This is a genomic window from Leeuwenhoekiella sp. NPDC079379 (assembly GCF_044542075.1).
Lineage (GTDB): Bacteria > Bacteroidota > Bacteroidia > Flavobacteriales > Flavobacteriaceae > Leeuwenhoekiella.
The window spans coordinates 394,275-409,152 of record NZ_JBITTU010000004.1 but is presented as its reverse complement, the minus strand read 5'-3'; the positions used below and the strand labels follow the sequence as shown (position 1 = coordinate 409,152).

General features: G+C 36.3%; 8 protein-coding genes. 2 read left to right on the top strand and 6 right to left on the bottom strand.

The genetic code is table 11. The features are described from left to right. Positions 1 to 3: 3 nt before the first annotated feature. On the bottom strand, positions 4 to 2,259 hold the full coding sequence (locus ACIGAM_RS10050; RefSeq protein ID WP_396511325.1) for a heparinase II/III family protein: 2,256 nt from the start codon (positions 2,257 to 2,259) through the stop codon (positions 4 to 6). 9 nt (positions 2,260 to 2,268) lie between these two features. Next, positions 2,269 to 4,578: a chondroitinase-B domain-containing protein gene (locus ACIGAM_RS10045; RefSeq protein WP_396511324.1), complete on the bottom strand. Its 2,310-nt coding sequence runs from the start codon at positions 4,576 to 4,578 to the stop codon at positions 2,269 to 2,271. A 103-nt stretch (positions 4,579 to 4,681) separates the two neighbouring features. On the opposite strand from ACIGAM_RS10045, the gene ACIGAM_RS10040 reads away from it, so the two are divergent. Continuing rightward, on the top strand, positions 4,682 to 5,407 hold the full coding sequence (locus tag ACIGAM_RS10040) for a ribonuclease activity regulator RraA (protein ID WP_396511323.1): 726 nt from the start codon (positions 4,682 to 4,684) through the stop codon (positions 5,405 to 5,407). Beyond that, positions 5,407 to 6,405, top strand: a complete 999-nt coding sequence (gene fbp, locus ACIGAM_RS10035; RefSeq protein WP_396511354.1) for a class 1 fructose-bisphosphatase — start codon at positions 5,407 to 5,409, stop codon at positions 6,403 to 6,405. Before ACIGAM_RS10040 ends, fbp begins: the two co-directional genes overlap by 1 nt. Positions 6,406 to 7,858: 1,453 nt before the next feature. Here the strand turns inward: fbp and ACIGAM_RS10030 are convergent. The 4 genes from ACIGAM_RS10030 to ACIGAM_RS10015 form a co-directional block, all read right to left on the bottom strand. Next, positions 7,859 to 8,983: a formylglycine-generating enzyme family protein gene (locus ACIGAM_RS10030; protein ID WP_396511322.1), complete on the bottom strand. Its 1,125-nt coding sequence runs from the start codon at positions 8,981 to 8,983 to the stop codon at positions 7,859 to 7,861. A 67-nt stretch (positions 8,984 to 9,050) separates the two neighbouring features. Continuing rightward, a complete protein-coding gene (locus tag ACIGAM_RS10025) occupies positions 9,051 to 10,520 on the bottom strand; it encodes a sulfatase (protein ID WP_396511321.1) in 1,470 nt (489 codons plus the stop codon). Positions 10,521 to 10,529: 9 nt separating this feature from the next. After that, entirely contained in the window at positions 10,530 to 13,328 is a 2,799-nt protein-coding gene (locus tag ACIGAM_RS10020; protein ID WP_396511320.1) for a sugar-binding domain-containing protein, read from the bottom strand. Positions 13,329 to 13,331: 3 nt separating this feature from the next. Further along, entirely contained in the window at positions 13,332 to 14,855 is a 1,524-nt protein-coding gene (locus ACIGAM_RS10015; protein WP_396511319.1) for an arylsulfatase, read from the bottom strand. Positions 14,856 to 14,878: the final 23 nt, after the last annotated feature.

The window sequence follows — 14,878 nt, the reverse complement described above, 5'->3', positions numbered from 1 at the left end:
ATTTTAATATTGTTTTGTCAAATCAATGCTATAGGATGCTCCCGTATTTAGCGTTTTGATCTGAGAAGTTTTGGTATCAGCTGAATTTTTATATGAAAAATATAATGGTTTTTCACTTAGGGAATGTAAAAGCAATTGATTGTTTTTATGTTGAATATAAACATCTGCAGCTTCCGAAAAAATCACATCTATGCCCCTAACGGTCATGTCTATAGAATTAAAATAATAGAACTGATTTCCTTTAGTCAACTTTACTGCGCTATCTTTAGAGTCTTTATTTAAAGTATAGCTAATTTCCCAATCTTTTATCTTAGGATTAAAGACGGTTTCATCTATTCGGTCTGAATAGGTTTTAAAGGGTACAATTGCAGTTATAAAACTAAAGTCATTTTTAGAAGTTACTTTTGGCATTGCCCATTGTTTTCCTCTTTTCCCATCTATAATTACAGTATCTATCTTTTGGAGCTGATAAATATCTAGACCACTTCCATTTCTAAACGAACTTCTTAACAATTGTGGCGCCTCCTCTAACGTATAATGACCTTGCCAAACCTGTTTATAGGCATGTAAATTATCTGAGGTAAAGTTGTCTTTTACAATATAGAACTTGTTATCAATAAAAAATACCTGTCGCGAGTAGTTAACTCCTTCCGCTTCAAAACCAGAATGAGTTCCTATATAAACATCAAGTGAGTCTGATGAAGAAAATGTAATTGTTTTGGGTAATGGCAAACTACCAAATTTACCAAATCCGCTTCCGCCTTTATTAGATTTATAATCTTTACCCTGTAATAGATCATCTACCAGCGCTACATTTTTAACGTGTGAATTTTTAAATAATTCAAGATCATCTAGAGAGTAACGCACCTGATAATTTGGAAGTAGGATTTCTTCATTAGCATAAACCTGTATACCTAGCATATCGCCATGCTGATGATCTGGTTTATTAGGATCGAGACCGGCTGAGATAACTAACATTGCATCATCTTTATCCCAGCCTTCCCGCATTATATAATACCCTGTTTCTGGTAGGCTTAATGAGTTATATTTAGGCTTAGCTTTGTTAATTGATTTAAGCTTTGCTAATTGCTCGCTTTTTGTAAACCAATAAATTTTTGAAGACACCGTATTTTTAGCAAAATACCCCATTTCAGGATCGTCAAAAAGCAAATAACCTAATGTTAACGTCTCTGCTATATCATTGCTTTCTCCCCAAGGTGTATCTGTATCGTCAGAAAAAACAGGAGCAGATTTATCTGGATACGCTATTTTAATAAGTGTTATAAATAGCGTGCGTAACTTATTTTCAAAATTTGCACTTACCTCTATACCGCTATTTTGAGCCAGTTGATATACATAAAAATAATTTTCAATATCACTTATATGATAATGCACCGAGCGCTCAAACTGAAAACCATCTGAGTTAATTTCTTTATCTAAGTGCATTTCTAATAATTGCATAGCCCGCGCAAGCCAGGCATCTGCATCTTTAAAATCATCAAATAAGATAGCTAACATTGCTAATGCAGACATCCCACGTGTTTGATGATTTCCCGGCTGAAAATTCTCATTCTCACTATACAAGTTTGAAGCATGCTGTAGCAATGTTGCTATCGTCACAAGTTGGTCTTCATCATTATAGGTTTTTGAACCTAAAAAAAGATTGTGTATTTGCAACCAATTCAACACCCGATACCCAGATCTAAATACTTCATAAACACCATTACCACTCTCTAGAGTTTCAAATTCATTGTTAGCTAAAGCGTTATTTAAAGAACCTAATTGGCTCTTAAAGTATGCTATTTTTGACGTATCCTTATGCTGGTAATAATAGTCTAACGCTATGTCAACCATTTTATGCTGGCGTGCTAAATGTCTTAAAGCATAAACATCTACAGCTTCCCCATTTTTATAATTAAAGGGTAATTTCCACTTAGTGCTACTTTCATATTTACTTTGATGATCAAGAGCTCTAGCGTTGTGAGCAGCTTCCACATCATATAGAGAAGTATAGTCTGCAAAACGTTTATCATTATTCTGCCAGTCGTAAAAAAAATCTTTAGAAAACTGCAATCTGTAAAAGGCAGCTAGCTCTGCTACAAATATATTTTTAGAAGTATCGTCAAGCGTATCTCTAATAGTGGTCTTTAAAAATTGAGGGAGTTCTTCAATATCAAGAACTCGATTTTCAGGAATATGTTGGGTTAAAATTTTCTGCGGAAAAGAACCAATTATCAAAAAGAGTAGTATATAACGCATAGCCTCTATTTAATACATTAATTTTTGCTCCAGATTTTCTACAATCTTAAAATCTCCAGAATTTATGATGGTATTATCTACCGGTTTTTGTCCTTTCTCGCCCCATAGAATTGCTATAAATTCTACCGAATTGTTTTTAAATACATTCTTAGATATTGTTACGTGTACAATACCCCTATTTTTAATAAGCAGTTTTACCTTATCAGATTTACCCGATTGTTTAATCGTATTTCCTGTAAAAATTAAGTTTCCGCCTATGGTTGACTCGTCGTACCCTCCTCTATAAAAATCAATCACAGATTCAGTAATATTTTCAAAATTTGAATCTTCAATTATTACAAATTCTGCATTATACTCACCCGTATCATCTTTTTCCTGAGCGATTTGAATACCATTCTCAAAATTTATAAAACTTGATTTATGTATTTGAATTGTATCTGCAAATGAAGATTTTGATGATTTTAAAATAGATTTAAAGTTCTCTAGTTTAGAATTCTTGATAAGCACATTATATGCACTAGACATATTTGTATCTAATGTACGTATCGCATCTTGCTTATAAGTACCTGTAATAGACAATCCATCAAGTATGAGCTTACCGTTAGGATGCATTCTAAATGCCGTATTCTCCCCTGAACTAAAATTAAGTCGCACCAGACTTCCGGCCTTTTTCGCCTTAAAAGTTAACTTCTTATCAATCTCGAGCGATTCGGTAAAATTGTAATCACCTTTTTCTAAAAGAAATATTGAACCAGATTCTGCATCTTTTATTGCTTGTATAAGATCTTTAGGATTAGATACTGAAATAGGTTTTAAATTTTGATTCTCCTTTGCAGGCTTAAACCATGCAGCACCATATTTTGAAAAATCAACTAATGGCACATCTGTTTTAGCTGAATTTATAACGGCACCAGCTTGTTTATAATTTTCTCTAGAATTACCAAATATATCTGTTTGTATAGTTTCAAAATCAAAACCCTGATACACATCATCAAACTTTTCTTTAGGTGTATAAAAATAATCGCCTTTTTTTTCAATCGTTATCGTAGCAAGATCAATTCCGGAAGTTTTTAATGTGTTTTCAATATTTTCATTGAAATAGTTATTCTCAAATTTAACTCCGTTGATAGTATCATATAATTTTAAAATAGGAAGTTGTTCCTCGCTATAAATCAAATTATTAGCCAGTAGCATACGTTCTGCTCGTGCAGATCTAATCTCAGAAGCAGGCAAAACCTCTCGCTGATCTATGTTTGAGCCTACTCCAAAATTCCACGGAGTACCACAATACATCCAGGTATTGTATGCCACAACTACATCGGTCACTTGATTATAACGATTGAGTGGAGATTTAGGAATACCATTCATTACTGCGAGTGGAGCTCTAAACTCTTCTCCTTTTAATTTATAGAAATAATTATTAGTAATCCAATGCCCTGTATTTATAACGCGAATCCCGCCTATGTTTTCTGAATTATCGTTACCTATAAAAACATTAGCATCTATTGTAGCATAGTTTCCGTGGCGCAAAACTAACGAACCTTCAGATTCAAAAAATATATTGTTTGAGAATGTATTAAAGTTAGATTTACTTGAAATAATTTCTACCTCCCCATTACATCGATCAAAAAGATTATTAGAAACATTTGTATACGATGGGGTCATTGAAGTATAACTATCTCCTATTTGTAAGGTTTCTCCGTGAGGGCCACCCTTTCTGGGGCGCGGTCCAAAATGATTATTTACAATTTGATGTCTGTTATTTATGTGTTCGTTTCCTTTTAAAAAAACTCGTATAGTAGGACCTGTGTTTGATTTACCAGCGATATAACAGTGCTTTAAGGTATTATTACGACCCCAGAATTCTACCCAATGATCATCTGCATCTCTATCTGGCTGGGTAAAATTTTTAATTACACAGTTAGTTACATTAGAGTTATTGGCAATCAAATCATCAGAAATTTTAAACTGAATAACTGAATTTTTAGGAGTATACCCATCCTTAAAGTATAACCCATCAACTACTAAATAATTACCTCCTAATTTTAAATATGAAGTTCCCGTTATAAAGACCTCTCCTGCTTTTTCAGCTTTTAAAACAATAGGTTTATCTACTGTGCCCTCTCCTTTAAATTCTAATTGCAAATTTTCCCAGGTCCCATTTTTCATCACTATGACAGAGCCAGGCTGAGAACGATCTATAGCTTCCTGAAGTTCCTTTATATTAGAAACTAATTTTTCTTCTTGGTAAGCAGCAGCGTACTCAGAATTAAAAACTAGTGCAAGAAACAATATTAAGTAGTAAAATAGTTTGCTCATATTTATTGGTTTACCAAATTGGTTTACCAAATATATGTATATTTACGCATACCTCAAAAGATTAGTGGTTAAACTCCTGTATTCTTTTATAAATCCTCAGTTTATGAGTAATCATTCAATAGATTATAGAAATGACTTCAAAAATATTAGCATAGCTACACTAGCGACTGCTTTATTTAAGCGTGGTTTAAAAAATCAATGTATTCAAAATATTTCACCGCTTCATAGCTCTGGCAAAAAATTAATAGGTACGGCCTTCACTTTACGTTATATACCAGCTCGTGAAGATATTAATACCATTGAAGTGTTTAAAAATCCTGAGCACCCTCAGCGTGTGGCTATAGAAACCTGTCCAGAAAATTCAGTACTAGTAATTGATAGCCGCAAGGATGCTCGTGCAGCTTCTGCAGGTTCTATACTCATTACGAGGTTGCATATGCGCGGTTGTGCGGGTATTGTTACCGATGGTGGCTTTAGAGACTGTACGGAAATCGCAGCTCTTGATTTCCCATCCTATCATAACAGACCTTCTGCTCCTACAAACCTTACGTTGCATCAGGCTATAGGAATTAACGAACCCATAAGCTGTGGTGATGTTGCAGTATTCCCAGGAGATTTGCTAGTGGGAGATGCAGATGGGGTTATTGTAATACCGCAACATCTTATAGCAGAACTTACAATAGAATGTCTAGAAATGACCCACTTTGAAGATTTTGTATTGCAGGAAGTAAAAAATGGTTCAAGCATTCGCGGTCTTTACCCTCCTACAAACCCAAAAACTCTAGAGCGTTTTAATAATTGGAAAAAAACTCAGAACCACATAAAATGATGAACAGACACGTAACATTAGGAGAATTTATTGTTGAAAACCAAAAGGACTTTCCTTACGCAAAAGGAGAACTCAGTGCTTTACTAAGCTCGATACGTCTGGCAGGAAAAATGGTTAATCAAGCAATCAACAAAGCCGGTCTCTCTGAAATTTTAGGCAAAATGGGCAATCAAAACATACAAGGCGAAGAGCAGGCTAAGCTTGATGTCATGGCAAACGATGTCTTTATAAGTACCCTTAAAAGTCGTGGAGAAATCTGCGGAATTGCCTCTGAAGAATTAGATGATTTTTTAGTTTTTGATGAGCCAAAACATCAAAATGCAAAATATGTTATACTCATAGACCCGCTAGACGGATCCTCAAATATTGATGTTGATATCACAGTAGGCACCATATTTAGTATATATAGACGTATTTCACCAGTAGGCACACCGGCTACCTTAGAAGATTTTTTTCAACCGGGTAACGCCCAGGTAGCTGCAGGATACCTTATCTATGGTACTTCTACCATACTGGTATATACGTCAGGTAATGGGGTAAATGGCTTCACCTTTGACCCCGGTATTGGTTCTTTTTTCCTCTCACATCCAGATATTCAAATTCCAAAAGTTGGCAAGATTTATTCTGTTAATGAGGGTAATTACATTCACTTTCCAGATGGTGTAAAAAAATTAATTAGGTGGATGCAGGAAATTAATGAAGCTGAAGGACGCCCATTCACATCACGCTACACGGGTTCTCTTGTAGCAGATTTTCATCGAAATATGTTATTAGGTGGCATCTATTTTTATCCCGAAGGAACAACAGCTCCTAAAGGTAAATTACGTCTTTTGTATGAGTGCAATCCCATCGCATTTATAACAGAACAAGCTGGTGGAATATGCACAAACGGTAGCGATCGTATTATGGATTTAAAACCCACCGAATTGCATCAACGTGTTCCTTTTTATTGCGGAAGTGAAAATTTAATGAAACAAGCACATTCTTTTTTAAACTAAAAAAATTATGACTTTAAATCAGAAATTATTTAATGAAGATTTTTTTTTCAGGCTAGTAATTTTCACTAGATGTACATCTTTCAACTATTACCTAAAATGAAGTGTGTCGAAAATCTAGGCTATTCTCGATAAAATAAAACTGCTCTTTCCAGTTCGAGTGTTTTTTAAAAGGTAACCGAAAAGAGGTGTGTCGAGAATTAAATTAACTTGTACTTCTCGATACTAATTAAGCTGCGCTCAAGCTCCGTGTAATTCATTCGAAGTGACAATTTTCTCCATAAATTAAACTCTACTCAGGCTGTCAGTTCGAGTGCTTTTTTGAGGTGGTGACCGAAAAGAAGTATATGGAAAACCTAGTTAACTAAAACTTCTCAATACTAATTAACTTAGCTCAAGCTCCGTGTAATATACTCGAAGTGACAATTTTCTCCATAAATTAAACTCTACACAGGCTGTCAGTTCGAGTGCTTTTTTGAGGTGGTGACCGAAAAGAAGTATATGGAAAACCTAGTTAACTTGTACTTCTCCATACTAATTAAACTCTGCTCAAGCTCCGTGTAATTCACTCGAAGTGACAATTTTCTCCATAAATTAAACTCTACTCAGGCTGTCAGTTCGAGTGCTTTTTTGAGGTGGTGACCGAAAAGAAGTATATCGAGAACCCAATTAACGTGTACTTCTCGATACTAATTAAACTCCGCTCAAGCTCCGTGTAATTCATTCGAAGTGACAATTTTCTCCATAAATTAAACTCTCTCAGGCTGTCAGTTCGAGTGCTTTTTTGAGGTGGTGACCGAAAAGAAGTATATAGAGAACCCAATTAACGTGTACTTCTCGATACTAATTAAACTGCGCTTAAGCTCTGTGTAATTCAATCGAAGTGAAATTTTCTCCATAAATTAAACTCTACACAGGCTGTCAGTTCGAGTGCTTTTGAGGTGGTGACCGAAAAGAAGTATATGGAAAACCTAGTTAACTTGTACTTCTCGATACTAATTAAACTCCGCTCAAGCTCCGTGTAATTCACTCGAAGTGACAATTTTCTCCATAAATTAAACTCTACTCAGGCTGTCAGTTCGAGTGCTTTTTTGAGGTGGTGACCGAAAAGAAGTATATCGAGAACCCAGTTAACTTGTACTTCTCGATACTAATTAAACTCCGCTCAAGCTCCGTGTAATTCACTCGAAGTGACAATTTTCCTCATAAATTAAACTCTACTCAGGCTGTCAGTTCGAGTGCTTTTTTGAGGTGGTAACCGAAGAGAAGTGTATCGAGAACCCAGTTAACTTGTACTTCTCGATACTAATTAAACTCCGCTCAAGCTCCGTGTAATTCACTCGAAGTGAAAATACTATAATTTTGAATAAGCTTTACTTGTGCTCCATTTAAGGTACTTGAACAAAAAATAACACAAAGGCCTGGCTCAAGGAAATTCAATTCTTAGCATTACTTTTTACTCGAGCATATCTACGGTAGCAACGGTTCTAAAACCGGTATGGTCTGAAGAAGAGTCAAGACTTTGCCCCATTCTAGCTGAGATGCGATAGCTGGCGCAGTATGAGTCGTCACATAAAAAAGAACCTCCCTTTATTACTTTTTCTTCTTGATAGGGATTTTCGGGATTATAAGATACCTCGGGTCCCTGCGGATTTCTAAGTTCACCGCTACCCGCAATTTCCTGATAATAGTTTACCGAAAAATTATCTTGTGTGAGTTCCCACACGTTACCCGCCATATCATAAATACCTAGTGAATTTGAATCAAAAGAAGCTACCGGTGCGGCATTAGCATAGCCATCTTCAACTAAGTTTTTATTAGGAAAATTACCTTGCCACGTATTTGCCTTTTTTGGTAATGCTGCACTATCTTCTCCCCACGTATAAACCCCACCGTTTAATTTACCATGTGCAGCTGCTTCCCATTGAGTTTCTGTAGGAAGTTTGCGGTTTGCCCACTTGCAATACGCTAATGCATCTTTGTATGAGATATGCACTACAGGGTAATTATCTTTACCATTAATAGTGCTTTGGGGTCCTTGAGGATGTTGCCAGTTTGCACCTGTTTTCCACTCCCACCATTGTGAATAATTACGCAGGTCTGTTACATTTTCTACATTTCGGTTAAAAATCAACGAGCCCGGCTGTAGAATACTGTCTGCCGGTTTTTGCGTTCCTGGGGGTAATTCTTTTTTCATCTCCTCCCAGTCTATAGGTTGCTCTGCAACAGTAAGATACCCTGTGGCGTCTACAAACTTTTTAAATTGAGCATTAGTCACTTCGGTTTTATCTATAAAAAAACCATCAACAGCTACAGGATGAGCCGGTTTTTCACGGGGCAAAGCTGCCTCATCACCGTTTGACGCTCCCTGTGTAAAATGAACACCAGAAACCCAAACCATTCCGTCAGGAACCGTAAGGCTTTCTGGTTGCTCTACAAGTAGTTCTTTGGTATATGGCTGCTTAATTACCTCAACTTGTTGATTTTTTTTTGATTCTTTATCTGCGTGTTCTCCACAAGAGATTAAAAACGCTATTGCACTTAAACTTAACACTACTGCGTATCCTCTTTTTTTAATCAAACTCAATTTGAACATCATCTATTAATTTGCCTTTTTCAAATTTACTTTAAAAATAAGGGAGCACCTATTAATCTACTTTTATTGGTCTCTTTACAGGATATGATGCATTTATTTTTTCTAAATGCTCAAACAATTCATAATTAAGTTCCTTTACTAATTGCGGGTGTTCTTTAGCAATATTATTTGTTTCACCTATATCTTCTTTAAGGTTATACAATTCATCAACATTATTTTCATAAAAATGAATAAGCTTATAATCTCCTTTTCTAATGGCAGAGCCCGGTTTTCCTTTCTGCGGACTATAATGTGGATAATGCCAAAAAATGCTTTCTCTAGCTAAGTCTTTTTGAGATAGCAACGGCTTTAGGCTTACGCCTTCGAGTTCTTGATTTTTAGGTTTTTCAAGATTTGCAATATCGAGCAACGTAGGGTAAAAATCATGGCTAATCACAGGTTCTGCAACAACACTACCTTTGTGACTCGACGTTAACGGGTCATAACGTATAATAAGTGGTTCTCTTATACCACCTTCATATAAAAAACCTTTACCGCCTCTAAGTGGTAAATTAGAAGTTACACCATAACCAGGGCTAGACAGGCCGCCATTATCTGAGAAAAATACAATAGCCGTTTCTTTAGTTAAGTTTAATTCGTCTAACTTATCCTGTACCATCCCTACAACAGAATCCATAGCCCAGATCATCGCAGCATAGGTCGCATCACTTTGATTTGTTCTGCTCTCTACACCCTCGTCTAATTTATAGGCACCTTTTTTTGATAACTTTAGTTGATCGCGTCTTTTTTCAAAACGGGCAACTAAATCTTTAGGCGCTTCAATAGGGGTATGAACATTATACATTGATAAAAATAAAAAGAAAGGATCTTTCTCTTTAGCACTATGTTCTATAAAAGATACCGCCTCATTTCCTAATCTATACGGCAAATACTCCCCATCAGGACCATCAGAAATTCTTGGGTTGTTATACGGTGCAAAAAAACTACCGGGGTTACCTCGTGACCAGCCCGCTATATTATCATCAAAACCTTGTTTTTCAGGCCAAAACTCTTCGGTTTCTCCCAGGTGCCATTTTCCAATAAACTGCGTAGTATAGCCTTGCTGTTGAAAAGCTTCTGCCATAGTTATTTCTTCTAATGGTAAATGATCTCCCACACCGGGTTGTATCAAAGCTTGATTAGTTCTTTTCTCATACAACTGAGCACCTATCCAGTTACTAATATTAACAGAAACATCTGCAGGATCTTTACCACTCATAATACTAGCTCGTGTAGGACTACATACAGGGTTTGCAGCATAAGCATCTGTAAAACGTAATCCATTTGATGCCAGCTCATCTACCCGTGGTGTCTGGTAAAAGGTACTTCCCTGCACTCCCAGATCCATCCAGCCTAAATCATCTACCAGAATAAACACAACATTAGGCTTAACTTCATCTACTTTTAATTGCGCCTTTAATTGAATACTAGAGCATACTAATAATGCGAATACTACGCTATGTTTTATAACATTTAAATTCATAACTATTCTTTATTTTTTAAAACGGTTAAGGTCTTGAATCGTCAATTTATTTTGTGGCTTAAAGTTGTCTGAAGCCATATAATTAAGTAAGCTTGACCTCAATTGTCGCGCTGCAGGTCTATTTTTTAAATCTGAAGAAAGGTCTATAGATGAGAATATTAATTTTCCTGCTCCTACCTGGGCTTCAAACACGTTTGCTAAATCACGGTTAGTCACAAAATTATCTATGATACGTACGATAGGCTTCACATTAAGATCGTCTAAGACTACAGATTTAGAGTTTATACATAAATCCCACCATTGCCATTGGGTATGACGTGCTGTAGGAAAGTCTGATAATGCTTCACTATCTGCATCTACTAATAATCCCATTGTTCCCGGCTGATTAGGGAAATGCACAGGACTCCAAAATACCGGTACAAAACGCCCTTTTACACCTTCTAAGTCTGCCACATCAGGATTAAAAAATACCGTTTTGCCAGCATTAAGTAATTTAATAGCTTCATCAAAAGATTGAGTTGTACTAATATTTTTACTTACCTCTGCGTGTTGTGTTGGGTATACCCATACAGACCAGCTGTTGACAAACTGAGTTCCTTCAAGGCTTAATTCTAACGTCCAGACATCTGCTTTATTAACCTTAACTTTAGTTTCTAGAACCCCTAAATTCACATTATTCCCTATGGAAAGATTTAGGTTTTCAATTGATTTTTCTGCAATGACTTTACCCTTAGTATCTTTTAGGGTAGCCTGTAATTTTTGATTTTTAAGTTCTTTATAAAAATTAGCTACTTCTAGCTGAGCTTCAAAAGATTCTCCGTTTTCATAAATCGCTTTTTCAAAGCGTACTAAAGGGACTAGTTCACTATTAAACCTTTTAAATTCTTCACCGGTAATTATTCCTTTAGACTCCCAGAAAGCATTTAGCAAGCCTACTAGTGCAGTACCCTGCCCTGGAAAATCCTGTAATTGTAACAATTGAAAACCGTCAAAACTAGGTGTTTTTAAAGCGCGCTCTATCTCTTCTTTGTAAAGCATCGCAGCCAGTTTGCCCGACGCCTGTGTAAAATCTGAAGCAAGATCTATAAGCCCTCTCTGTTCTAAATCATTTTTAACCGCTATAAAGTTTAAAGGTGCTAGTACACCTGTATATTTCTCGATCTCACTTAAATCTGGGTAAACAGAATATTGACCAATCTCATGTGCAACAAGAGGTACTTCTATATGTGCACTGTTTGCGGTAAAATCTTTATTAAAATTAGGAGCTATATCGTTAAAAACACCTTGCCCGCGTATCCAGCCTTTATCTGTCCACTGTGCAATAAAAAACTCATCTTCTGGTTCAGGACGTGTACCTGCCGGTTTCTGAAATGAAAAACTTGTAGTAGCATATAAATGTCTGCTATCTATTTGCTTAAGATCATTTACCATTTTGTTTAATACCGAAAAATCACCTTCTAACTCATTACCCATAGAAAAGAACAAGAATGAAGGATGGTGCCCATAGTCTTTTATAATTTTAGCAGCTTCTTGCTCTAAAAATGCAGTTGTAGCAGCATCTTCTCCCACTTTTAAACTCCAGTGCGGCAACTCTACCTGTAAGTACATTCCGGCTTTATCAGCTGCTGCAAACGCTGCTTCCGGCGGACACCAACTGTGAAAACGTATGTGATTTAACCCATAATTTTTTGCTTGCTCAAACAAGGTAGCCCATTCTTCTACCTGCATAGGCGGATATCCTGTAAGTGGAAAAATCACACACTCTAAGTTTCCACGTAAAAATATTCTGTGGCCATTTAATTGTAATTGCGCATCTTCTATTGCTACCGTTCTGTAACCAAATTCTTGAGTAATTTGTTCTTTTTCAGTTTTCAAAACAGCCTTATACATCACTGGGTTAAACTCATCCCAGTACTCTAAGCTTTCTGGTTTTTTAATCGCTAGGTTAACACGATTCCCGTTTTTTTCTGACTCGGTAATTTGCTGAGAAAAAAGTATACTTCCATCAGCTTTTAAAATTTCTAAACTTAAGTTTGAAAGATTATTTTGAGTCGTCTCAAAAACAAAATCAAGCATTTCATTTTTTGTATCTGAATATACCTGAAGATTAGCTATTGAAGCTTTATCTGAAACTTCTAATGAGATGGCTCCTAAAATACCATTCCACTTTATCTGCGTATGGTTTGTATATGCGTGCGCCATCTCCTGATTAACTTCAATAGGATAGCGATCACCCGTCACATTAATTTTTGGGTAAAAATCTGAGTTGTCTATGATCACGGTAAGAGTATGACTTCCCGGTGTTAGATAAGAAGTTAAATCATAGTCGTGAGATCCTATAAGACTCTGTCTGCTTTCTACTTTTTTATCATCAATAAATACAGTTGATTGCCATAAAACACGTTCAAGTGTTAGCTCAATTTCTTTACCGTCCCAGTTTTTAGGTATATTTATCTCACGCTGATACCAGGCTTTACCTATATATTGATGTTTACGAGCCAGACTAGATAATACATAATTATTTAGTGCAGGTGTAAGCGTATCTGCGTTACCTATACTGGCATCATCAAGTGTTCCCGGTAATTGTATATCCTGGCCTTCTAAGCTGTTTGAAAACCACTGCTGCTGCTCACCAGTATTAAGAGAATCTAATTTAACCTGCCATGTACCCGACAAATCTATTCTGTTTTGAGTTAGCGAGTTTTCATCAGCTGCGTTAATAGTTTCGGCTTGATGCTTACAAGAGCTGGCTATTAAGAGTATACAGAATACCCAGTAATTTCTTAGTGTTTTTTTTAATAGGGACATTGCTTATTTATTTTTTAAAATTTTACTTAATCTGTTTTCCATCTCTTTCACAATCTCGGGATGAGCTTCACTTAAATTTTTAGTTTCTCCCGGGTCTAACTTTAAATTGTAAAGCTGAGGCACTGTACTAAAGCCGGGATCTACATGTTTTAAACGTATCCACTGCGGTATAGTCGCATCTATCTTAGGCTGTATGTACTTAAAATCTCCTTTACGTAATGCATAGGTATAACCTTCCTCAAGCATAAAGGTGCGTGCTTTATCAGATTTACCTATCCAGGCGTCCCAGTTATTTTTACTATCTGGCGCTTCATTTTTTTTAAGTTTTTGATGTGTTAGCGCTGCTAAACTTGCATACAGGTCTACTTGTGATAACAAAGCATTTGATGTGCCGGGCTTAACTTTTGCTGGCCAGTGTAAAATGGTAGGCATACGGGTTCCTGCTTCATAAACCGAATATTTAGAACCTTTAAAAACTCCACCAGGCTTGTGATCTCCTACAAGTTCGCGAGCATAATCTACATACCCATCGTCTAGAATAGGACCGTTGTCACTGGTAAATATGATTATTGTATTATTAAGAAGACCAGACTTATCAAGCTTATCAACTATTGCGCCCACACTCCAATCCATCTGCGCGATGACATCTCCACGAGGGCCCATAGTACTTGACTCTATAAACTTTACATTGGCCACACGCGGTTGATGAATATCATGAAACGAATAAAACAAAAAAAAAGGCTGTTCTTGATTATCTTCAATAAAAGCAGTTGCTTTATCATTCAATACAAAAGGAATTTCTTCATCTACCCATAACGCATCAGCCCCACCCTTCATATTGCCTATTCTGCTGATGCCATTTGTAATTGCACTCAGGTGATAGTTATCTGTATATTGTTTTAAAAGTTCAGGATGTTCACGTCCTGTAGGATACCCACCTTCAATAGCCTTACCATATCGTACAGTAATGGGATCTGTAGGATCTAGATTAGCCACAAGTTGATTTTCTAGAAAAACCGTAGGCACACGATCACCCGTAGCTGGTATTAAAAAACTATAATCGAAGCCCACCTCTGCCGGTCCTGGCGATACACGGGTGTTCCAATCTACATTGCCATTGCCCAGACCTAGATGCCATTTTCCTACTACTCCTGTTTTATAGCCTGCATCTTTAAGCATACCCGGTAGCGTACGTATCGTAGTATCTATTAACAAAGGCGCATCACCTTCAAGAATTTCTGCTTTTTTTCTAAATGCATAACTCCCAGTTAGCAGCGAATAGCGCGAAGGTGTACAGGTAGCAGCGGCACTATGTGCATCTGTAAAGTTTATACCATTTTTTGCAAGCTTATCTATGTTAGGAGTTTTAACACCTATAGCCCCATTAACACCAATATCGCCATAGCCTAAGTCGTCTATGTAGATTAAAATAATATTAGGATTATCTGCTAACGTTTGTGCATATAAAGTCGTAAAACTCATTGCTAAAAAAGCTAGTATAACGATATGTATTAGATTCTTTACCATTCTTTTTTATCTTTATATTCTAC